Genomic DNA, 21,535 nt, shown 5'->3' with positions numbered 1-21,535 from the left:
GTAATTAATCCACTGTATATTCGTTGTCAAACAATTGTGGAATGGTTTCTCTGGCGCGAACAAGTACTGTTTTTTCGCCGTCTACCATTACTTCCGCGGGGCGGCAACGAGTATTGTAGTTGCTCGCCATTACGAAGCCATATGCGCCAGCACTGCGCACAGCGAGTAAATCATTTGGTGCAATTGTTAATTCTCTATCTTTGCCGATAAAGTCGCCGGTTTCACATACTGGGCCAACGACATCGAATATGTTGCTCTTGCCTTCTCGCACTATAACAGGTTCTATTTTTTGCCAAGCGCTATAAAGTGCAGGGCGCAATAGGTCATTCATCGCGGCGTCAACGATAGCAAAATTTTTCTCTTCACCTTGTTTTAAAAACTCGACCTTCGTAATTAAAACACCTGCATTTGCCGCAATGGCTCGACCAGGCTCAAGGATTAAGGTCATGTGTTCTCGGCCTTTCATGCATTCAGCCATAGCAGCCGCATATTCGTTTGGGTGTGGTGGTTTTTCGTCGTCATATACCACTCCTAAGCCACCACCGACGTCAAGATGCTCAATAACAATGCCAGATTCAGCAAGCTCATCGATGAGTGATAGTAGCTTATTTAGAGCATCTACAAAGGGAGAAATCTCTGTCAGTTGTGAACCAATATGACAGTCCATGCCTTTGATTTCTAGGTGGGATAAGGACTGTGCTTTTTTGTATGTAGCGAGTGCATCTTCGTGGGCAATACCAAACTTATTGGCTTTTAGGCCTGTCGATATATAAGGGTGCGTTTTTGCATCTACATTGGGGTTAATTCGAAGCGATATAGGGGCTTTTTTACCGACAGACTTTGCTACCTTATCGATTCGTTCTAGCTCGGGGATAGATTCGACGTTAAAGCACTTAATGCCATGTTCTAATGCAAAAGCAATCTCTTCGGGGGTTTTACCTACACCAGAAAAAACAACTTTAGATGGGTCGCCTCCAGCGGCAATTACCCGAGACAATTCGCCCCCAGATACTATATCAAACCCAGACCCTAATTTTGCGAGGACAGACAACACGCCTAAATTTGAATTTGCTTTAACGGCATAGCAAATTAAATGTTTGTGATTATTTACAGCAGAATCGAAAGCATGCCAGTGGCGTTCCAGCGTTGCGCGAGAATATACATAGCAAGGCGTGCCATATTCTTCAGCGATAGAAGCAAGAGGGATATCTTCAGCAAATAGACAGTTGTCACGGTAGTTAAAAAAATCCATTAAGGAGAGTCCTCGGTATTATTCGATTGTAATGCTTTGGTATTTTCTGATAATCGGTTTTCAGAAATGGACGTTTGTTCCGGTTCTGGATTTTCTTGATTGGTTTGAGCTTGTTCAGGCAAATACAAAGGCCCGCGTTGACCACATGCACATACAAGCAGCATGATCATTATGAGCGTAACCCTTTTCTTCAGACGCATTTTTATTCGATAGCTTAAAAAACAAAATTTCCCTAAAGATGCACGTCAAAGGCCTAAAAAGCAAGTGTAAAGAGCGTATAAAGGAGGATAATTAGGAAGATTTTTTGTAGCGTAAGAGAGATGAGGATTTTTGTTGTATACTATTTGATCAGTATGTACGAGATTTCGGCAATGAATGCATGAAAAAATGACATTGTTTGCTATGCTGCTCGAGAGAATACCGAATTGAAAAAAAATTTGAGTAAACCGGTCTTTGTTATTAATAATCATAAAATATACAAAAGTAAATTAAATAAATTGATGGAGCAATACCATGGAGATCACTAGATTTTTGCGAGAAAGATATTTTTTTGTTGTTGTAGCTCTTGCAACGAGCGCTGCCCTTAGTACAAATACACAAGCTGCGGTTATGGACGATAAAGCCAAGCAAATTGCAGACAAAACAGTAGAAGTGATGGGCGGTAGAGAAAGTTATGATGCTACTCGGTATTTAACGTGGGTATTTTTTGGTCGAAACTTTCATGTGTGGGATAAATATACAGGAGATGTTCGCATCGAAAGCAAGGATGGCGACCTTGTGTTAATGAATATCAATACTAAGCTAGGAAAAGTATGGAAAAACGGTAAAGAAATTACAGACGACAAAGTGTTGAACGATAAGCTTGAGTGGGGTTACAGAACCTGGATAAACGACTCATATTGGTTGGTCATGCCCTATAAATTGCATGACGATGGGGTGACCCTTAAGTATACAAGAGAAGATAAAACCGCGGATGGCAAGCCTGCCGACGTATTAACAATGACATTTGAGGATGTTGGCGTAACGCCTGACAACAAATATGAAATTTTTGTCGAAAAAGACTCACATATGATTACGCAATGGAAATACTATCCAAAGGCTGATAATACTGAGGCTCGTTTTGAGATACCTTGGAAAAATTGGGCATACTATGGTGATATTATGTTGTCAGATGATAGAGGAAAAATGAACTTAAGCCCGGTAAATGTATATCAATCGTTGCCAAAAAGTGTGCTTACATCTCCTGCGTCGGTTCAAAATATTCCTGGTGCAATATTGTAAATACCGGTTGTACATACTGGGAAGTATTGACAAAAAAACTGATGAGCAGAGTAAAGGCGAGTATGTTGGTAACAAGAGACGGTAACGGATTGTCATATTTTGCCGATATACATAAAATCACAGTATATTGTTCAGCTGAAACCTAGGAAACCAATTCGAACGTGCGTGCCTTTATTCTTTGTTCAACTATGCGATTCTATGTATCTTGCATTGTCGCCTTTGGTTTGTGCTGTTTCACACAGCTCGGGAATGCAAAGGATTTTAATATTGTTTTTTCTGCTGATATGCCTGCTATTTCTGATCGTGAATCTGGGCGTTATGCAGAGCTAGCTAGTTTTATTAAGCAGGAGCGTGAAAAAGACAAAGACATGTTTTTCATCTATGGTGGGGGGTCATTGGGACCAAGTGCCATGTCTGGGTTTGATCGCGGTTCACACATTATTGATATTCTGAATTCTATTGAGCCTGACGCAATGGGTATTACCAAGCGAGAATTTAGTTATCGTGAAGACGAATTGTCTGCAAGAGCATATGAGGCGGCGTTTCCACTCATATCCAGTAACACGGCAGACAAGCGGATTGGTGATGGCCTTGAAGGTTTAGTTGATAGCGTCATTATAGAAAAATCTGATAAAAAATTAGGTTTTATATCTATTCTTAGCGAGCGGGTGATTAGTGAGTACTTGCTTGAATATACCAACATCCTAGACCCTAAAAGTATCGTTAAACAACAAGCAAGTTACTTGCGAAATCAGGGAGCAGACATCATAGTTTTACACCTTTCATTCCCTTTTGATTTTGTTGGTGATTTTTTGAATAGAAATATTGTTGACTTAGCATTTTTGTCCGACACACGCATTAGAGAATCGACTGCCCCTAGTTACTTTAGTCATGAGCGATTCTTTCATTTGAATTCGGCTGGGCATGCTATTGTTAGTGTTGTTGATACCGGCAGCAAATTACGCGTTAAAGAGTCAGTCGATGTTGATTTGCTTACCTTTTCGAAAAGTAAGAATATCCAATTACAAGTAGACGCGTATCAGTTGCGTGTGGACCGGCTTTTAAATCAACAGATTGGTTACTGGAGAAATGCGTATTCAACCATAAGGGCTGACGTAAGAACCAAAGAGAATGCCTTTGGCAATTTTGTTGTCGATGCCATGAAACAGGCAACGAAAGCTGATATTGCCTTTCTAAATGGTGGCAGTTTTCGAGGAGATGTTAATTACGCTGCGCAATCAGTCATTACGCGTAAGCAAATTGCGACTGAACTACCTTTCAGAAGCAGATTAGTTGTTATTCGTGTGACAGGCGAAGAACTCTTACAGGCGTTAGAGTCTGGTTTATCAGAGTTTGAAAGCTATCAGGGGCGCTTTCCTCAAATTGCAGGGATGAAGGTCACTTTTGATAGTGACAACGCTGTTGGAGAGAGAGTGATATCTGTTTCGGTCAAGGGAAAAGCACTTGATATGGATAAGCAGTATCGATTGGCAACCTCTGATTATATTGCCAGCGGTGGCGACGGATATTCAATTTTGGCTTCTATCGAAAAATCCAAAGAGGATGTCGTTAGCCCCATATTGATATCGGATTTGGTCATTCGAAATATCCGTTCTAAAAAAGGTGTTGATAACACCACTGACGGCCGTTTAGTTAATTTGTCTGGTGGGAAGTAAGTTGCACAAGAGCAAGCAAAAAACTATCCGTCTATTCATTTATGCGCAATTTGCAATACTTGCACTTTTTTCACTACTTACTTTTTTTACTCTATACCGCTTATTGGAAGTGGGGAGTTATTTTACGCACATCACGAACAAAACTATTCCAGATATTTCTCGCTCCTATCAATTAAACAACCAAATCGAGAAGTTACTCACATCAACTGTGACGTTGTCAAATGTGCAAAACGACTCAGCTCGTCGCTTGATGAATATTGAGGTACAGAACACACTATCTGATTTAAACCATATTATATTTACCAATCAAACAGACGAATTTCTGACTAAGCAAATTTATGTGCTAGCGCAAGAGTTGGAAGAGCTTGATGTTCTAGTCGCAAAACGCATTAGTATCGAAAAATTGTTGGCTGAAAAACAATCACTTTTTATTGAATATGTGCAGTCATCTTTTATTTTTCATGAACTAAACGAAGACAACCAAGCCATGTTGTTTGATGCGCTGCTCTTAGCGTCTGAAATTAAACAAGAGACAAGGCTACATAAGCTTCGCAGAATAGAAACACAAATTACGTCTAAGCTTGATCCAGTGCTTGAACAGCTCGAAGAAAAAAGCAAGCACGCAGAGGTATTTAGAACAGTGAAGCACCGTTTGCTTAGCGAGCAGGGGCTGCTTAATTTACGCATAGAGTCTTTACGGATTATTGGAAGAGCTAAAGGGCGAGGTAGTTTTGTTAGGAACCTATTGGCCGATGTCGCCAGAGATTTAGAATATCAAGCAACACTCTCGAATGATGCGATTATCCAAAGTTCTAATAGCATTGCTAGAGGGACTGAAAAACAAACGTATTATGCTCTTGCTGTTGGTGCTATTTGTACTGTTTTAGCATTGGCTATTATCTATTTTATCTATCGTAGAATAGTTGTTCGTTTAATCCAATTAAAGCGACAAGTTGATGAGGCTACCATCAATCAACAGACTGAAATAGTAGTATCTGGCAATGATGAAATAGCTTGGTTGGCAAAGGCTTTTTCGACTTATGTTAAACGTGTGAACGAACAAGAGAGCGCGTTGTTGAATATGACGCTGAGTGACCCACTGACAGGTATACCCAATCGCCGTGCATTTGAGAAATACATGGATTCTACCCTAGCTCAGGCTAGACGACATGGGTGGTATTTGAGCGTTATGCTAATAGACGTGGACTCATTTAAACCATATAACGATCATTATGGTCATCCTGAAGGTGATGCTTGCCTGCGTTTGGTGGCAAATCAACTCAGCCAAAGCCTAGGTCGAAACTCAGATTTGTGCGCGCGTTACGGCGGCGAAGAATTTGTGTGTATTTTGCCCTCAACCGACGCTGAGGGCGCAAAATATAAAGCAGAGTTATTGCGTCAAGCAGTTGAAGATTTGGCAATCGAGCATGATTTTAGTAATGTAAGTGCTGTCGTTACCGTTAGTATTGGCGTAGCAACCTTCAAGTTAGATGCCAAGAGTGACGTGGAAAAAAGTGTCTTTTTAGCGTGTGCCGACAAGAAGCTCTATGAAGCAAAAGAGGGAGGGCGGAATCGCTGCGCCTATTATTCGAAATTGCCCGAAAAGGAATAAGGAATAGAATTTTTCCTAGGATGTGTTCGCTAAATTGACCAAGCGCTTTTTAACGTCTTCCGGGAATTTCACTTTTTGCCAGAGTTGCTGGCATATACCCTCTGATTTTGACCAGTTACCTTCCGCTATCCAATCGATGAATTGACTGCAGTCAGAAGGGTAATCAATTTGAATCCCCTTTTTATTTTGTAACCATTCGTCGATTTCTTCAGCATTCAAATCATGCATCACGTCACATACGCCTAACTCTTTTAAGGTATATGCATTAGACAACTGTTCATATTGTCGTTGCAGAGGCTTTACTAACATCGGTTTCCCCAAACTTAGACACTCGGTGGATAATTCAAAACCACAATTGCTGATAACGCCAGCAGAGCGTAAGAGTGACTGTTTAAATTGGCTAGTTGACAAAGGGTGCCAGTGGATATTTCGGTCTTTTTCTATTTGTTTTACCGAGGGGTGATAACAAATAAAGGTATACTCACTCAAGGTGTGCAGTTGTTCTCTTATTGATTGTGTATTCTCAAAGGGGAGATACACCAGAATATCGGTGCCTTGCGAGCTGTTTTTAGATGGCGGGATCAAAAAGTCATCAGCAACAAATGGAGGAATAATATTGTAACCAAAATGATACCAATGTGTGCCTAGACTATGATCAGTTGGTGCAAAATATTTTGTGATTGCTTTGTCCAAAATGCTTTGTTCTTGTTTAGGGACATGATGCAAAAAAGCTGCTTGGTGGCTTACTGAAAGTGAAGGTACCCCAGCAAACTTTGCAGCCCAAGCAGTCACAGGTTCAAAATCGTTAATGATAAGGTCATAATTTTTTACGATGAGCGATTTTACATCGCGAATAAAGGTAAAAATGTTATTTTGGCTGAGGGTTTTTCGATGCTGGATCCGTCCATTATCTGTAATGAAGGTCAAGCCTCTAGCATGCTGAAATTGCCCAAAAGGTGCCATATCGAAGTATTGTGAATGTTGCCTGCCTGAAAAAAAATAGTCGACTTGCATATTATCTTTTTGGGATAGCCCTTGAGCCATATGTCTTGCGCGAGTGATGTGTCCATTTCCCGTTCCTTGAATACCGTATAAAATTCGCATTCGTTACCCTAGAATATTGATGCTGGTGTTGGCAACAGATACCCCAAGTGCCATGCCAATAATGACGTCCAACGGAAAATGTACTCTTAAGACAATACGAGAAATACCCACAAAACTTGCCCAAATATATGCTACTGCGCCGACAGTAGGATAGAAGTGCGCAATGATTGTCGCCATTAAAAAAGCTGCTGCGGTATGTCCTGACGGGAGGCTAAATTTATCAGACGGAATAACGATGGATTTAAAGTTAAGCAAAAGGTCGCAGGGCCTTGTGCGTTTGAAAACGTGCTTTAAGGCCAAATACATCGGCACTTCAAAACTATAAGCTAATAGTGCGGTATAAAAGAAAAGTACACCATGCTCTTTATCTAAATAATACAAAATAGCGGCGAGAATAAAGTATAGATGCCCATCGCCGGTCTTAGATACACCTTTGAAAAACGACATTAGTGCTTTTTTCTCGTAAGTCGATGTGTGTTTAGCTATCCATTCAAATACTTGTTGATCTAAACTGGCGAGGCGTTTCATAGGCGGAACTTGATACTCTCGTTATATGTCTCGTACAATAATGTTGTTTTATTAAGCAATGGTGACAGAATTACTAAAAGAATATGACAATTTGCTAGAGCACATCGTGTCATAAAAACATTTAGATATTTGCAGTTTACACTGTGCAAAAATTGAACTAGGGTAAGTGCTGTTGCCCTAAGCCCTTTATCGAGATTGAGTTAATGGAATATAACACTTCAGAATTATGTGATTTATACTCAGACAGTATTGACGTTGTTGATCCTATCTTTGTTAGTTACGGTGGACGATATTCTTATGCTGGTGAAGTGACAACGATTAAATGCTTTGAGGATAGAGGTTTGGTTGACAAAGTGTTGGCGTCGGATGGTCAAGGAAAAGTGCTTCTAATCGATGGGGGGGGCTCATTAAGACGTGCTTTACTTGACGCAGATAATATCCAACTGGCTATCGATAACGATTGGGAAGGTATTATTTGTTTTGGCGCTGTGCGCGAGGTGGATTTGTTAGAAGAACTCGATATTGGTATTCATGCCTTGAACGCCATTCCTGTGGCAGCAGATGCAAGGGAAATTGGTGATTTAGACGTTGCGGTAAATTTTGCTGGTGTGACTTTTTTACCAGAAGATTTTGTTTATGCAGATGGCACTGGCATCATTTTATCGCCAGAGCCACTAGAAGTAACTGAATAAATCAACTATTTTTCGGCTGCTATTTCATTTAGGTAAGCAGCTATTCTAACCCCCGCCATTTTTAGCCGTTGTTTTGCAGTAGGTAAGTGATCGTATAAGTACTGCCAAGAGAGTTTATCTCCGTCTGGATATATCGTGTCTCTAATTGCAATGCTCTCTTCTATGTACACAGTAGGGTCGGTCGTTGTCCACTTACTTACGTCCTCTGGCGTAATCTTTTTGCCTAACCATTCACTCCATTCGCTGAATGAAAGTTTTCGACGGTCTAACAAGCCAGAATCCCATACTCTATGCAGGTTAGAATCCTCCCAAAAAAATTCTAACTTGACATCATTTCCGCCTCTATCGGTGCCATTCCCGGCGTGTAAAGGCTGATGTAAATCGCCGATAATATGAATCGCAAAACGTAAGGCTAGCTGTTTCGCTTCAAGGCTCGCCTTAGGATCTTTTAGCGTGCTTGTGAACGAATTTAATGCCGATACTGCATCACCATTAGGCGGGGAGCCAACCTCAACATACTTTTTACCTTTTGGTACTGAGACATAATGATATGGTCCTGCCACCTTTTGCCAAAATTCATCAGGGCTAGAGCGCATTTCATCCGCGTAAGTTGACGCTTCGGCAAGGCTTTCATTGGGTAAAATCTCCATCACCCAAATTCTGGCTTCGTCACTTAAGTAATTTTCCGCTAGTTTGCCTGTGATACGGTGCCCAGTCTGCCCCCATGCGTAGGCTTGTTGTGTGCCAATACATAGAAGAATTGCACTTGCTAATAGTTTGAATTTCATCCGTCGTTTCCTAGGTAAAGTAGATTTATTATTTTGTTATTTTTGGTAACCCCAGCGATTGACTAGCGTTTGTTCTATGTTCAAATGATCGAGTATGCGCGCAACAACAAAATCCACTAGGTCTTCAACAGACCTTGGCTTGTGATAAAAGCCTGGTGAAGCGGGCATAATAGTGACTCCCATATTGGACAGTTTCAGCATGTTTTCTAGATGAATACTTGATAGCGGCATTTCTCTGGGCACTAAAATAAGTTGTCCTCTTTCTTTTATCACAACATCTGCTGCTCGCTCAATCAAATTGTCACTTGCACCCATAGCAATAGAAGAAAGTGTGCCGGTGGAGCAGGGACAAACAATCATGTGTTTTGGCGCTGCTGAACCAGACGCAACCGGCGAAAACCATTCTTCCTTACCGCATACCGTAATTTGCCCTTCGGTGGCACCGCACATCTCTGTAAAAAAAGTAGAAGCTTGTGACGGACTGCTTGGCACTTTTAAATCTTCTTCAGTCGCAAAAACCACTTTTGCCGCTGACGATATTAACAAAAATATACGATAGTTATGCTTCACTAACTGTTTAAGGAGATTTACAGCATATGGCGTGCCGGATGCACCCGTAATGGCTAAAGTAATCGAATGCTCTGGCATGTTAGCTATTCTCCAAACGAGTAAGTAATTTAGCATGAATGCTATCAAAACCACCGTTACTCATTATTAGTACATGATCACCCGCGTTCAATGAATTAGCCAACGTGTCTACAATGCCATCCACCGTTTGATAGACGCTTACCGGCGCTTCACTATTTTCTACGATTTCGTCCATAGACCAAGCAAGTTGTTTAGGTTCTAGTAAATGCACTTCATCCGCCAATTGCCATGATTGAGATAATTCATTCTTGTGCACTCCCATACGCATAGTATTCGACCTTGGTTCGAGAACAGCGATAATTTTTTGGTTACCAATCTTGTTTCTCAAGCCATTTAAAGTGGTTTGGATAGCGGTTGGGTGATGGGCAAAGTCGTCATATACAGTAATACCTTTAACTACCCCTTTGATTTCCATGCGCCGTTTCACATTTTTGAACGTTGACAGTGCTATGATTGCATCATTTATTGTGACCCCACCGTGATGCGCGGCAGCGATAGCCATAAGTGCATTGTGCATGTTGTGTTCACCAATGAGCGACCAGCTAACTTGTCCAACAACCTTATGATGATGTAATACATCAAACACACTACAATCTGATTTAACAGGGTTTGTCTGCCATTCGGCTTTTTTTGCTTTACCGGCATATTGTTTGTCGCTCCAGCAGCCCATTTCTAGTACTGACTCAATATTGGGTTCTGCCGCTTGTGCCAGCACAAGTCCATTGGACGGCACGGTTCTTACACAATGGTGAAATTGGCGTTTTATTGCATCTAAATTTTCAAAAATATCTGCATGGTCAAATTCGAGGTTGTTGAGTACAAGTGTGCGAGGGCGATAGTGCACAAATTTAGAGCGTTTATCGAAGAATGCGCTATCGTATTCATCGGCTTCAATGACGAAAAAGGGAGATTTGCCGATGCGTGCAGATATGCCGAAATTTTCTGGGACGCCGCCAATCAAAAACCCTGGTGCTAAGCCGGCATCCTCCATGATCCACGCTAACATGCTAGTTGTCGACGTTTTGCCATGCGTACCTGCTATCGCCATTACCCAGCGATCTTTTAGTAAATGTTCGAGTAGCCATTGAGGGCCGCTGATATAAGGTAAATTGCGATCAAGCACGTATTCAACCGCAGGGTTGCCACGAGCCATTGCGTTACCGATGACAACGATGTCAGGCTCTGGCGTAAATTGACTAAGGTCGTAACCTTCAGTTAATTCAATGCCTAACTGCGTCAATTGAGTACTCATTGGCGGATAAACATTACGATCTGAGCCTGTGACTTTGTAGCCCAAGCTTTTCGCAAGCGCGGCAATACCACCCATAAATGTGCCGCAGATCCCAAGGATATGTATATGTTTCATGTAGTTGTTTTTTTATGCTTGTTGATAAAGAGTGTAACAGAACAAAATAAGTAAACCGAATATCTCATTTCAATAAAAGGGTAATAAAGTTAGACTAAACTTATGAAACGTGTTTGGTTTCTATGCTTTGGTATTCATCTGGAGCAGACGGCTTTGCAAAATCTCTTCAACTGATGTGAAACACGAATAAGGAACACAATTTACATGAAACGTCTTAATTCCCAATTGCAGCAAGATGGCGCGCAGCTAGAACTCATTTTGTTAATACGAACACTGCTTGCGGCGTGCAAAGAAATATCGTTTCGAGTAAGCCAAGGTGCTTTAGCGGGAGTTTTGGGGTCGACCTTGTCTGAAAACGTGCAAGGTGAAACGCAAAAGAAGTTGGATGTTATTTCAAACCAGATAATCAAAGATACGCTGTGTGAATCAGGCTACGTGAAAGCCATGTCGTCTGAGGAAGAAGAACATGTTGTCCCTTGTGATCCTGATGGAAAGTATCTCGTGAGTTTTGATCCTCTAGATGGCTCTTCAAATACTGAAATTAACAGTCTTATCGGTACAATTTTTTCCATTTTTCATGCACCTCAGTGGATGGAGCCAGGCGATCCATCGGCATTTGTTCAGCCGGGTACACAAATGGTCGCAGCCGCTTATGTTTTGTATGGTCCGTCTACTATGCTCGCTATGACGACAGGCCGTGGGACGCACCTTTATACGCTTGATAAAACACATGGCGGTTTTTTGCTTACTCAAGCAAACATTCAGCTACCGCAGCAAACTGCTGAGTATGCCATCAATGCCTCAAATCAACGCCATTGGGATACACCGATGCAACGCTATGTATCTGAGTTAGTTGCGGGTAAAGAAGGCCCTCGGAAAAAAGACTACAATATGAGATGGGTGGCGGCAATGGTTGGGGATATTCATAGGGTGTTATGTCGAGGGGGGATTTTTATGTACCCCGCGGATAAAAGAAATCCTGAGCAAACTGGAAAGTTACGTTTGTTGTATGAGGCAAATCCGATGGCATTTTTGATTGAACAAGCCGGTGGTAAAGCGTCTACGGGCGAACGCCGAATTATGGAAGTCGTACCAACAGATATACATCAGCGAGTCCCTGTTATTATGGGATCAAGTGAAGAAGTGGATTATTGCTTGTCTTGCTATGAAGAAACTAAAGCGTAAGGCATCTTTTAGTATAAAACATCTACTTTATAGCAGCGCAAAAATTCTCTATACTTGCGCCAATAATTTTTGTTCAACTTTATACAAGTAAATTTACACCAAAGGAAATTTAATGAGTCTTAGTAACGTGCCTGCGGGCGAAAAATTGCCTGACGAAGTTTTAGTCATTATCGAAATCCCAGCGTTTTCAGCGCCTATCAAATATGAAGTAGATAAAGACACCGGCGCATTGTTTGTCGACCGCTTTATGGGTACATGTATGCAATATCCATTAAATTACGGTTACGTTAACGATACCTTATCTGATGACGGTGATCCGGTAGATGTATTAGTGATGACACCACATCCATTAATTGCGGGCTCAGTAATTAAGTGTCGACCGGTTGGTGTATTGAATATGACGGATGAATCTGGACAAGATGCTAAAGTCATTGCGGTACCAGTGTCTAAGTTATCGCCTATCTATGATGCTGTTCAAGACATTGATGATGTGCCTGAATTAACGAAACAACAAGTTGAGCACTTCTTTTCTCACTACAAAGACCTTGAAAAAGGCAAGTGGGTTAAAATTGAAGGTTGGGGCGATATTGATGCAGCAAAAGCTGAAATCGTTTCGAGCGCGGAGCGTTTTGCTAAAGGCTAATTTAGCGTTTGTTTAGTTTGTCATTCTTCGAAAAAGCTCGCTTTGCGAGCTTTTTTTATTTACGGTTCGTTTTTATCCAGATGTTTAAAGGTCTTAGAATGCATGGGAAGTATTTTTTTCTCTCAGTGTGCTTGCTTAGTTTCACGTTTGCTTTAAACGCGCAAGCGCCAAAAGAACTCTATTGGGAAGACCTCGTACCTACAGATTTTGTTGTACCAGAAGCACCGCCTCCAGCAATTGATCATGAAGGTAACATGACACAGGCTCAGCCAAATGCGCCTTTGGTTGAATCTTTGGATGGTATGCTAGTAAAAATACCTGGATTTGTTGTACCACTTGAAGGTGATCCTGACGCGTTAACTGAATTTTTACTCGTGCCTTACTTTGGCGCATGTATTCACGTTCCCCCGCCACCTTCCAATCAAATAGTTTATGTAAGATTTTCTGAGCCGGTGCCGATAGATAACTTGTATGATGCAGTTTGGGTCACAGGTAGGCTGTCTACACAGGGATGGAAAGGTGACATCGCGTCAGTCGGATATCGATTATCGGGCTCTGCAGTAAGCGCTTTTTGACGACAACAAATGCATCACCTTTTATCTGAGAACACTAAGGTGGAGTATGAACTTTTTAAAAGAACTATCAATTGCGCAGAAGTTATTCTTGATTCCAATTGTTGGTATAGTTACGTTCTTTATATATGTTGCAATTACGTTTAATACTGCAAATACCAACGTAAAGTTGCTAGATGATGTTCGGGACATTCAATTTCCTGCGCTTTTGGGCTCACGCAACGCGTTAGTTAAAATGGAGAATGTGAAAGCTAATTTGAGTGCAGCGGTCACGACCGGTGACGAAGATTCTTTAGAAAATGCGGCGAATGAGTCAACACTGGCGATTGACAGCTTGCAATCGATTTCGCAGATAAATACTGACTTATCCGCAGAGATAGAGCCAATTATTGCAGAATTTGAAGAGTATTATAAAGTGGCCTATCAAGTCAGTAAATCGATGGTAGACAACACAGCAGACTTTTCCAAATTGACTGAACAATCTAAAAAGATGAACTCTTCCTTTGATTCAGCTACGTCTCAACTTCGTGATTTTAGTACCGCCCAGCAAGCACAATTTGAATCCGCCATTGAAGAAGCAAACACGGCCGCTCAGAGCTTGAGTTTATTAGGAATAATTATGGGCGTGGTCGTTGCAGTAATCCTCATCGCTATCTCATTCCCGATAGTACATAACTTGCGCAGTAGCATAGTAAACGTTGTGAATTCTCTCAGGGATATTGCAGAGGAAGATGGGGACTTAACCGTTCGCATTCAGACAAAAAATAAAGATGAAATTGGCGACTTAGTACATTGGTTTAATCAGTTTGTAGAAAAGCTACAAAATGTCGTGCAAGATATTGGTAATGCTAGTCAACCGTTAAATAAGTTAGCGCAAAACTTAAATGATGTGTCGGATAACGCCAGAAATACTATCGCTGCTCAGCAACTTTCAGCAAGTGATGCGAAAGCGGCTGTAGATGATATGACTACGAGTGTTGACGCTGTTGCACATAGTGCAAATGAAGCGGCTGGTGCCGCTGGCGAAGCGTCTGAGGCAGCTGATGAAGGTCAGCGAGTAGTAAATCAAACCGTCAATAGTATTCAAACGCTCGCGTCTAGAGTTGATGAAACCGCGGTTGTAATTAAGAAACTTGAAGAAGACTCCAATCAGGTTGGTGTTGTGCTTGATGTCATTAAGGGCATTGCTGAACAGACTAACTTATTAGCTTTGAACGCCGCAATTGAAGCCGCGCGCGCTGGTGAACAAGGTAGAGGGTTTGCGGTAGTTGCTGATGAAGTACGTACCCTTGCATCTCGTACCCAACAGTCTACAGAAGAAATTCAATCAACGATTGAGCAACTTCAAAACGCTGCTAGATCCGCTGTAACAGTAATGGCCAAAGGAACTGAACAAGCAGCGCAATCAGTTGACGAAGCTAATAAAGCTGGCAGTAGTCTAGGCGCAATTACCGATACTATTAGCAGAATAACAGCGATGAATGATCAAATTGCGCGCTCGACCGGCGAGCAGCAAAAAGTAGGTGTATCGATTACACAAAATGTTGACGATATTTACAGCAGAACTGAAGATACTGCGAATAGCTCTGAAAAGTTAACCTGTGTTAGCCATGAGTTAGAGCAACTATCCGAAGACTTCGATAAAATCATGAAGCAATTTAAATATTAAACGTAAGCTTATTGGTATTATTGATTTACGTTAAACAAAATTTTTGCAGGGTTAAATAACACCCATGATGTAAGAATATATTTGTTGTTTGACAGTGGCACGTTGCCTCTATGTGTATGCGTAAATCCAGCAGGTGCAATAACCATAGTACCTGCCTTGGGTTTTATTTTTTGTTTTTGATAGAAAAACTCTGTTTCACCGCCATCTTCTACATCATTTAAGTAGAACATAAACAGCAATACTCGATGAAGTGCTTCTGTGCTTTGTTGTTGAGGGTAGATTTCTGAGTGCCAGTACGGATAGCCGCCTTCACCAACGGCATAGCGCTGAGCATTAATCTCACCTAATCTAAATAAGTACTTCACGAGGTGGGCTAGTTTTGGTTTGCCTAATTCATCAAAATTGTGCGCTGTCAGTTTAACTGCACCTTCGGTTTTCGGATCTTTAATAGTTAAACCTATCGGGCCGATGAGAGCAAAATAATACTGCTTAAAGTAATCGATTATTGCCTCTGTACTAGCTTTAAACACCGCTTGTTGAATAGGGTCAAACTCTGAATGTCGGTTAATCGAGACATCTGTAGAATGCTTCATCGATTTGTCGACGCCACCTCCCGTTTTACCTGCGGACAAGTGATGACTCGTATTAAATATAGCTATCACTTGTTCGCATAAGTCAGGCGCAAGGGCATTGTCAATAACGCGAATAAAGCTTTCTTGCATTATTCGCCCCAGGTTTTGCCAATCATCGGTGCAAGAAAACGAGCAGTATGTGACGCCTTCACTTTGCAAACTTCCTCAGGTGACCCTTGAGCCACGATTTGACCACCGCCAGAACCACCTTCAGGACCGAGGTCAATGACGTAGTCAGCTGTTTTAACTACATCTAAGTTGTGCTCAATGACCACAACGGTATTTCCATGATCTCTGAGTCTATGCAGTACTTCCAACAACTGCTTAATGTCGTGGAAATGCAGGCCGGTAGTCGGTTCGTCTAGTATGTAAAGTGTTTGCCCAGTATCTCGCTTGGATAGCTCCTTAGCCAACTTAACTCGCTGTGCTTCGCCGCCCGATAGTGTGGTTGCTGCCTGACCCAGTTTGATATATGACAAACCAACGTCCATCAACGTTTGTAGCTTACGTGCAATGGCAGGAATGGCATCAAAGAAGACACGCGCATCTTCTACTGTCATATCTAGCACTTCGTTGATGTTTTTATCTTTAAATCGAATCTCCAGCGTTTCGCGGTTGTAGCGTTTGCCTTCGCATAAGTCACAAGGTACGTATACATCAGGCAAGAAGTGCATTTCAACCTTAATTACACCGTCACCCTGACATGCTTCACAGCGGCCACCTTTTACGTTAAAGCTAAAGCGACCAGGTTTATAACCGCGAGATCTGGCTTCTTGTGTACCGGAGAAAATCTCTCGAATGGGCGTAAATATGCCAGCATATGTCGCAGGATTTGAACGTGGCGTTCGGCCAATAGGGCTTTGGTCGATATCTACAACTTTATCGAGTTTATCTAAGCCCTTAATACTCTTGTACGGTGCTGGTTCGTTTGTTGTGGCACGATTGAGTTCGGTCTGTGCAATACGATAAAAGGTATCGTTGATAAGTGTCGACTTACCTGACCCAGATACACCTGTAATGCAGGTCATTAAACCAGTTGGGATTCGTAAATCAACGGACTGTAAGTTGTTACCCGTAGCGCCTTTAAGCTCAATCCAAGGTTTGCCTTTTGTGCTATGACGTTTTTCGGGTATTTCAATTTTTTCGACGCCGGAGAGGTATTTCCCGGTCAAGGAGTTCTCACAATTCTTAATGTCCTCTAATGTGCCGGTGGCAATGATTTCACCACCATGTACACCCGCACCCGGACCAATGTCGACCACAAAGTCAGCTTCACGAATTGCATCCTCGTCGTGTTCAACGACGATGACAGTATTCCCAAGATCACGCAAATGCCGAAGTGTTTTTAATAAGCGTTCATTATCGCGCTGATGCAAACCAATACTAGGTTCATCGAGCACGTACATTACACCGACTAGGCCCGCCCCTATTTGACTGGCAAGACGAATTCGTTGTGCTTCACCGCCGGAGAGAGTATCGGCACTCCTGTCCATTGATAAGTAGTTTAAGCCAACATTTACTAAGAACTGCAAGCGGTCGATAATTTCCTTTAGTATTTTTTCTGCGATTTTTTCTTTTTGACCGGTTAAATTTAAATTGTTGAAAAACGTGAGGGAGTCAGATATTGAGCGTTCAGTGATTGCTGATAAGTTTGTGTTTTCAATAAAAACATGGCGGGCTTCCAAACGTAATCTAGATCCCGAACAAGACGAACAAGGTTGTTGGGCCAAATACTTAGAAAGTTCTTCTCGCACTGTATTTGATTCAGTTTCCCTGAAGCGCCGCTCCATGTTTGGAATAATGCCTTCAAAGGCATGTTTTCGCTCCATCACATCGCCACGTTCGTTGATGTAACGGAACTTAATCGATTCGCCTTTTGATCCATTCAGTACTATATCTTTTGCTTTGTCATCAAGTTCGCCAAAGGGGACTTTAAGGTCAAAACTATAGTGTTCGGCAACCGACATTAACATCTGAAAATAGTAGTAGCTGCGTTTGTCCCAACCGCGAATCGCACCGCCAGAAAGAGATAATTCGTCGTTACTTATAACCCTAGCTGGATCAAAAAATTGCCTCGTACCCAAGCCATCACAGGTTTGGCAAGCGCCCGCTGGATTATTAAACGAGAACAAGCGAGGCTCTAGTTCTGAAATACTATAGCCGCAATGCGGGCATGCAAAATTAGCTGAAAATACTATCTCTTCTTTTGAGTCGTCATCCATATACGCGACTTTTGCGTTACCTGCTGCTAGATTCAAGGCAGTTTCAAACGATTCAGCTAATCGTAGTTGCAAATCATCGCGTACCTTGAAGCGATCGACCACCACATCAATAGAATGTTTTTTGCGTAAGTCTAATTCGGGAGGATCGGATAAGTCACACACTTCACCATCAATACGCGCACGAATAAACCCTTGCGCCGCCAAAGATTCAAGCGTTTTTACATGCTCACCTTTGCGCTCATGAACCACTGGGGCAAGTAACATCAATTTTGTGCCTTCTGGCATCGCAAGGACTTTATCCACCATTTGCGATACCGTTTGTGCATCAAGCGCCACGTCATGATCAGGACATTTAGGCGTACCAACACGTGCAAATAACAAACGTAAATAGTCGTATATTTCGGTAATAGTACCGACGGTTGAACGCGGATTATGGCTAGTAGACTTTTGCTCAATCGATATTGCCGGAGACAGACCTTCGATATGATCTACGTCCGGTTTTTCCATCATTGATAAAAACTGACGGGCATAAGCAGACAGACTTTCTACGTAGCGACGTTGCCCTTCAGCATAAAGAGTATCGAACGCAAGAGAGGATTTACCTGAACCAGATAATCCTGTTATGACCACTAATTTGTCGCGCGGAAGTTCAATGTTTATGTTTTTGAGGTTGTGGGTACGAGCACCCCTGACTTCTATCTTATCCATAATTCCTTTGACGAGTGACAAGCAATCTAATCATTTAGTATGCCATAGAAATCCTAAATATTAATGCATTACTTACGCATTCTTTAATAATTAGATTTGGGGCTTAACGCGCCCAATATTTCATGAATACGCTTGTATACTCTTATAAAATGCTACGAAAAACAGTACACTTCGCACCAAAATACTCGTCGGCAATGCGAAGCACCTAAAATTTGTTGGGTGTCGCGCCTATATTTTCGAGTACTAAGGTCTAAAAACACAAACAAGCGGTAAGAAAATAAGCATGAGCAATAGCAATAGTAAATTAACATCGGCGGAGTTGGGTGCGGGTCTGAGCCTCGCTGCCGTATATGTATTTCGAATGTTAGGGTTGTTCATGGTTATTCCTGTTATTGCTATTGCGGCGCTTGAATACCCAGACTATTCGCCTTTACTCGTCGGTTTAGCTATTGGCGGTTACGGGTTAACACAGGCAGTTTTGCAGATTCCTATGGGGATACTGTCAGACCGGTGGGGGCGTAAACCCGTTATTTACCTCGGGTTGAGTATGTTTGTTTTAGGTAGCATGGTGGCCGCTTTCGCCGAATCAATGACGATATTGACCTTAGGGAGAGTGTTACAAGGGGCGGGGGCAATCGCAGGGGCGGTAATGGCGCTCGCTTCCGACGTCACGCGCGAATCCCAGCGAACTACGATTATGGCAATTATTGGGATATCTATTGGTTTTTCGTTTTATCTTGCATTACTTATTGGTCCAATGATTGCCGCAACATTTGGTATGCAAGGTATTTTTATGATTACCGTTGTTTGCGCGTTGATTTGTTTTCCTTTGGTAAAGTTTGGCGTACCAAGCAATACTATCAGTGCGCCAATCGGTGACGCTTTGCCGCAAAAAGAGTTATTGAAGCCATTGCTCTCACATCCACATTTATGGCGCCTAAATACGCTCGTATTAATATTACATTTGTTAATTACTAGCTTTTTTGTACAAATGCCAGTGTTACTGCAGGATGTGGGAGAACCACTAGCGGCGCACTATCAAGTTTATGGCATCGTTTTGCTGGTGTCTATTTTACTTCTTGTGGCCTTAATTCGCATGGCGACGGCCTTAACGATGGGTAACATGTTTAATATCGCGTTATTATTGATGGCTGTTGGGTTTGTCGCGTTGACTCAAATACCAAACTATTGGTTGATTGTATTTGCGGGTATCAGTTTTTTTGCAGGCTTTAACTTTCTAGAAGCAAAAATGCCGGCAATGGTGTCGTCTATTGCTCCAGCCGGCCAAAAAGGCAGTGCAATGGGAATTTATGCTAGCTTCCAATTTTTTGGGGCATTTTTAGGCGGCTTGCTCGCCGGTATAATGAATACTTACTTTGATATGAAAACCAGCTTTATCGCTTGTTTATTCATGATATTTTTAGGAAGTATGCTTGCGAGAGGTTTGGCCAATGTTGAAAAGGTACGCAGAATTACGTTGGAAATGCCTGAAGAGTGCCTCGGAAGTCAAATTGTTGATGACGTACTAACGGCGCTGATGGAAATGGACGGTGTAAAAGACGTGAGTGCGGATATAGAAGCACGCACATTTTACCTAAAAGTGGACGCAAAACGATTTGATCGTAAAAGTGCAATGCAGGTCTTAAATACATACTCTTAACGCTTGTTTTCACAAAGTTGATGTACTTAGCTCTTACTCCATAATGTTAATTACCACATCATTGCTGACTATATGAATACCGACAAAGACACCATTACCACTGTCATGTATAGGTGGACTTTAGGCGACGCTAAAAACTGTTGTGTTTGGCATACGGTGCCGCAATGACTGACAGTTTGCGTGGGAGTTTCAACGGGTACTTCAATGGCTTGTTTGCTCATAAATTTTCTTCTTATAGTTTCTATTAGTACGTTAAATAGACTAGCGATTAATGTCGAAGGATTCTTCACGACTAAATGTTTTATTTATCAAGAAATTGTCACAAGTTTTAACCGTATTATGCAAACGACTGTTCTAGTGAACAGTCGTATTTGGAATTGCTGAATGGTATTTTTGGGTCGGTCGGTATGAATAGTTGGGCTGTATTGACGATATTTGACTAGCCTAAAATAGGCAAATCGGGATACACTATACAAGTGAAATTCATATAACAAAATAATAAAACTGCAACAGCTATAGGTTGTTTTTATGGCGCTAACATAAGCAGCATTAGCGTTGACTAATGGTTGCAAAATGCGTTGCGGTATTTAAGAAGAAATAAAGGAAAAACAATGGCCTCTCGTGGTGTTAACAAAGTGATTTTAGTGGGTAATTTAGGAAATGATCCTGAAGTACGTTATATGCCAAATGGCGGCGCAGTTGCTAATTTAAGTATTGCTACTAGCGAAAGTTGGAAAGATCAACAAGGTCAACAACAAGAGCGCACAGAATGGCACCGCGTAACAATGTATCGCCGATTAGCCGAAATTGCAGGTGAATACCTTAAAAAAGGCTCTCAAATATATCTTGAAGGTAAATTACAGACTCGTAAATGGCAAGATCAGCAAGGCAATGACCGTTACACGACAGAAGTAATCGCCGATCAAATGCAAATGCTTGGCGGCGGCAGTCGTGGTGACAATGCCGGGCAAGGCGGTGGTTACCAGCAGGCTCCTAGCCAACCGCAACAAGGCGGATATCAGCAGGCACCCTCTCAACAAGGTAGTGGTTATCAAAAGCCACCTCAGCAAGCGCCGCAACAACCTGCACAAGCGCCTAAAATGTCAGAGCCAAGTTTTGATTATGATGATGATATTCCGTTTTGAGGAATACATAAATCGGGAACTGTAGATAAAAAGTGTTATAAGCCTGTTTTTACAGGCTTTTTTCATTTTTTAAGTGTACTTAAAGTAAGTGTAATCATCCCATTTTCAGTAGCCTAAATTCCTAGAATAATTACGCTGCCTGTAAAATAGTT

The 21,535-nt window shown here is 41.8% G+C and carries 20 protein-coding genes; 10 read left to right on the top strand and 10 right to left on the bottom strand.

Annotation, left to right across the window (positions count from 1 at the left end):
• Positions 1-4: 4 nt before the first annotated feature.
• Both lysA and lptM read right to left on the bottom strand, forming a co-directional pair.
• The gene (gene lysA / locus QQK00_RS00575; RefSeq protein ID WP_284215533.1) at positions 5-1,252 is read right to left on the bottom strand and encodes a diaminopimelate decarboxylase; all 1,248 of its coding nucleotides are present in this window, start codon (positions 1,250-1,252) and stop codon (positions 5-7) included.
• The gene (gene lptM, locus QQK00_RS00570) at positions 1,252-1,452 is read right to left on the bottom strand and encodes an LPS translocon maturation chaperone LptM (protein WP_284215532.1); all 201 of its coding nucleotides are present in this window, start codon (positions 1,450-1,452) and stop codon (positions 1,252-1,254) included. Before lptM ends, lysA begins: the two co-directional genes overlap by 1 nt.
• 313 nt (positions 1,453-1,765) lie before the next feature.
• Between lptM and QQK00_RS00565 the strand changes: the two genes are divergently transcribed.
• From QQK00_RS00565 to QQK00_RS00555, 3 genes are all read left to right on the top strand, one after another.
• Entirely contained in the window at positions 1,766-2,533 is a 768-nt protein-coding gene (locus tag QQK00_RS00565) for a hypothetical protein (RefSeq protein ID WP_284215531.1), read from the top strand.
• A gap of 161 nt (positions 2,534-2,694) precedes the next feature.
• Entirely contained in the window at positions 2,695-4,209 is a 1,515-nt protein-coding gene (locus QQK00_RS00560) for a bifunctional metallophosphatase/5'-nucleotidase (protein ID WP_284215530.1), read from the top strand.
• A 1-nt stretch (position 4,210) separates the two neighbouring features.
• On the top strand, positions 4,211-5,821 hold the full coding sequence (locus QQK00_RS00555) for a GGDEF domain-containing protein (RefSeq protein ID WP_284215529.1): 1,611 nt from the start codon (positions 4,211-4,213) through the stop codon (positions 5,819-5,821).
• 15 nt (positions 5,822-5,836) lie between these two features.
• On the opposite strand, the gene QQK00_RS00550 is transcribed toward QQK00_RS00555, so the two are convergent.
• Both QQK00_RS00550 and QQK00_RS00545 read right to left on the bottom strand, forming a co-directional pair.
• Complete coding sequence (locus QQK00_RS00550) at positions 5,837-6,925, bottom strand: MJ1255/VC2487 family glycosyltransferase (protein ID WP_284215528.1); 1,089 nt, start codon at positions 6,923-6,925, stop codon at positions 5,837-5,839.
• A gap of 3 nt (positions 6,926-6,928) precedes the next feature.
• Positions 6,929-7,453: a phosphatase PAP2 family protein gene (locus QQK00_RS00545; protein WP_284215527.1), complete on the bottom strand. Its 525-nt coding sequence runs from the start codon at positions 7,451-7,453 to the stop codon at positions 6,929-6,931.
• A 203-nt stretch (positions 7,454-7,656) separates the two neighbouring features.
• On the opposite strand from QQK00_RS00545, the gene rraA reads away from it, so the two are divergent.
• Positions 7,657-8,145 (top strand): ribonuclease E activity regulator RraA, encoded by a 489-nt coding sequence (gene rraA, locus QQK00_RS00540; protein WP_284215526.1) that lies wholly within the window; start codon positions 7,657-7,659, stop codon positions 8,143-8,145.
• 5 nt (positions 8,146-8,150) lie between these two features.
• On the opposite strand, the gene QQK00_RS00535 is transcribed toward rraA, so the two are convergent.
• Genes QQK00_RS00535 through mpl form a run of 3 tightly spaced genes read right to left on the bottom strand, consistent with a single transcriptional unit; the run spans position 8,151 to position 10,908 of the window.
• Positions 8,151-8,933 carry a S1/P1 nuclease gene (locus QQK00_RS00535; protein ID WP_284215525.1) on the bottom strand — a complete coding sequence of 261 codons (783 nt, stop codon included), beginning with the start codon at positions 8,931-8,933 and terminating at the stop codon, positions 8,151-8,153.
• Between the two features lie 36 nt (positions 8,934-8,969).
• On the bottom strand, positions 8,970-9,581 hold the full coding sequence (locus tag QQK00_RS00530) for a flavin prenyltransferase UbiX (protein ID WP_284215524.1): 612 nt from the start codon (positions 9,579-9,581) through the stop codon (positions 8,970-8,972).
• A gap of 1 nt (position 9,582) precedes the next feature.
• A complete protein-coding gene (mpl, locus tag QQK00_RS00525) occupies positions 9,583-10,908 on the bottom strand; it encodes a UDP-N-acetylmuramate:L-alanyl-gamma-D-glutamyl-meso-diaminopimelate ligase (protein WP_431307712.1) in 1,326 nt (441 codons plus the stop codon).
• 243 nt (positions 10,909-11,151) lie between these two features.
• Here mpl and QQK00_RS00520 point away from each other — a divergent pair, with 243 nt between their 5' ends.
• The 4 genes from QQK00_RS00520 (at position 11,152) to QQK00_RS00505 (ending at position 15,016) form a co-directional block, all read left to right on the top strand.
• Complete coding sequence (locus QQK00_RS00520; RefSeq protein ID WP_284215522.1) at positions 11,152-12,132, top strand: class 1 fructose-bisphosphatase; 981 nt, start codon at positions 11,152-11,154, stop codon at positions 12,130-12,132.
• Between the two features lie 112 nt (positions 12,133-12,244).
• The gene (ppa, locus tag QQK00_RS00515; RefSeq protein WP_284215521.1) at positions 12,245-12,775 is read left to right on the top strand and encodes an inorganic diphosphatase; all 531 of its coding nucleotides are present in this window, start codon (positions 12,245-12,247) and stop codon (positions 12,773-12,775) included.
• 98 nt (positions 12,776-12,873) lie between these two features.
• Positions 12,874-13,350, top strand: a complete 477-nt coding sequence (locus QQK00_RS00510) for a DUF3299 domain-containing protein (protein ID WP_284215520.1) — start codon at positions 12,874-12,876, stop codon at positions 13,348-13,350.
• 46 nt (positions 13,351-13,396) lie between these two features.
• Entirely contained in the window at positions 13,397-15,016 is a 1,620-nt protein-coding gene (locus tag QQK00_RS00505; protein WP_284215519.1) for a methyl-accepting chemotaxis protein, read from the top strand.
• Between the two features lie 17 nt (positions 15,017-15,033).
• Here the strand turns inward: QQK00_RS00505 and QQK00_RS00500 are convergent, their stop codons facing one another.
• Positions 15,034-15,738 carry a 2OG-Fe(II) oxygenase gene (locus QQK00_RS00500; protein WP_284215518.1) on the bottom strand — a complete coding sequence of 235 codons (705 nt, stop codon included), beginning with the start codon at positions 15,736-15,738 and terminating at the stop codon, positions 15,034-15,036.
• Positions 15,738-18,578 (bottom strand): excinuclease ABC subunit UvrA, encoded by a 2,841-nt coding sequence (gene uvrA / locus QQK00_RS00495; protein WP_284215517.1) that lies wholly within the window; start codon positions 18,576-18,578, stop codon positions 15,738-15,740. The genes QQK00_RS00500 and uvrA overlap by 1 nt, the downstream gene beginning before the upstream one ends.
• Positions 18,579-18,861: 283 nt before the next feature.
• On the opposite strand from uvrA, the gene QQK00_RS00490 reads away from it, so the two are divergent.
• Positions 18,862-20,238 carry an MFS transporter gene (locus tag QQK00_RS00490; protein WP_284215516.1) on the top strand — a complete coding sequence of 459 codons (1,377 nt, stop codon included), beginning with the start codon at positions 18,862-18,864 and terminating at the stop codon, positions 20,236-20,238.
• 68 nt (positions 20,239-20,306) lie between these two features.
• Here QQK00_RS00490 and QQK00_RS00485 read toward each other — a convergent pair whose 3' ends face one another.
• Entirely contained in the window at positions 20,307-20,459 is a 153-nt protein-coding gene (locus tag QQK00_RS00485; protein WP_284215515.1) for a hypothetical protein, read from the bottom strand.
• Between the two features lie 390 nt (positions 20,460-20,849).
• On the opposite strand from QQK00_RS00485, the gene ssb reads away from it, so the two are divergent.
• Positions 20,850-21,383 carry a single-stranded DNA-binding protein gene (ssb, locus tag QQK00_RS00480; protein WP_284215514.1) on the top strand — a complete coding sequence of 178 codons (534 nt, stop codon included), beginning with the start codon at positions 20,850-20,852 and terminating at the stop codon, positions 21,381-21,383.
• Positions 21,384-21,535 lie beyond the last annotated feature (152 nt).

This window comes from Agaribacter marinus, assembly GCF_030160655.1.
Lineage (GTDB): Bacteria > Pseudomonadota > Gammaproteobacteria > Enterobacterales > Alteromonadaceae > Glaciecola > Glaciecola marina.
The sequence above is the reverse complement of the archived record's forward strand: the minus strand, read 5'-3'. Positions and strand labels throughout refer to the sequence as shown.

Excerpts from the sequence above, each read along its gene's own strand:
- mpl (WP_431307712.1), bottom strand. The coding sequence starts at position 10,908 with ATGGGTGGTATTGCCGCGCTTGCGAAAAGCTTGGGCTACAAAGTCACA.
- QQK00_RS00520 (WP_284215522.1), top strand. The coding sequence starts at position 11,152 with ATGAAACGTCTTAATTCCCAATTGCAGCAAGATGGCGCGCAGCTAGAA.
- QQK00_RS00505 (WP_284215519.1), top strand. The coding sequence starts at position 13,397 with ATGAACTTTTTAAAAGAACTATCAATTGCGCAGAAGTTATTCTTGATT.
- QQK00_RS00545 (WP_284215527.1), bottom strand. The coding sequence starts at position 7,453 with ATGAAACGCCTCGCCAGTTTAGATCAACAAGTATTTGAATGGATAGCT.
- QQK00_RS00485 (WP_284215515.1), bottom strand. The coding sequence starts at position 20,459 with ATGAGCAAACAAGCCATTGAAGTACCCGTTGAAACTCCCACGCAAACT.
- ssb (WP_284215514.1), top strand. The coding sequence starts at position 20,850 with ATGGCCTCTCGTGGTGTTAACAAAGTGATTTTAGTGGGTAATTTAGGA.
- QQK00_RS00530 (WP_284215524.1), bottom strand. The coding sequence starts at position 9,581 with ATGCCAGAGCATTCGATTACTTTAGCCATTACGGGTGCATCCGGCACG.
- QQK00_RS00510 (WP_284215520.1), top strand. The coding sequence starts at position 12,874 with ATGCATGGGAAGTATTTTTTTCTCTCAGTGTGCTTGCTTAGTTTCACG.
- lptM (WP_284215532.1), bottom strand. The coding sequence starts at position 1,452 with ATGCGTCTGAAGAAAAGGGTTACGCTCATAATGATCATGCTGCTTGTA.
- QQK00_RS00535 (WP_284215525.1), bottom strand. The coding sequence starts at position 8,933 with ATGAAATTCAAACTATTAGCAAGTGCAATTCTTCTATGTATTGGCACA.
- rraA (WP_284215526.1), top strand. The coding sequence starts at position 7,657 with ATGGAATATAACACTTCAGAATTATGTGATTTATACTCAGACAGTATT.
- QQK00_RS00550 (WP_284215528.1), bottom strand. The coding sequence starts at position 6,925 with ATGCGAATTTTATACGGTATTCAAGGAACGGGAAATGGACACATCACT.
- QQK00_RS00500 (WP_284215518.1), bottom strand. The coding sequence starts at position 15,738 with ATGCAAGAAAGCTTTATTCGCGTTATTGACAATGCCCTTGCGCCTGAC.
- ppa (WP_284215521.1), top strand. The coding sequence starts at position 12,245 with ATGAGTCTTAGTAACGTGCCTGCGGGCGAAAAATTGCCTGACGAAGTT.
- QQK00_RS00490 (WP_284215516.1), top strand. The coding sequence starts at position 18,862 with ATGAGCAATAGCAATAGTAAATTAACATCGGCGGAGTTGGGTGCGGGT.
- uvrA (WP_284215517.1), bottom strand. The coding sequence starts at position 18,578 with ATGGATAAGATAGAAGTCAGGGGTGCTCGTACCCACAACCTCAAAAAC.
- lysA (WP_284215533.1), bottom strand. The coding sequence starts at position 1,252 with ATGGATTTTTTTAACTACCGTGACAACTGTCTATTTGCTGAAGATATC.
- QQK00_RS00565 (WP_284215531.1), top strand. The coding sequence starts at position 1,766 with ATGGAGATCACTAGATTTTTGCGAGAAAGATATTTTTTTGTTGTTGTA.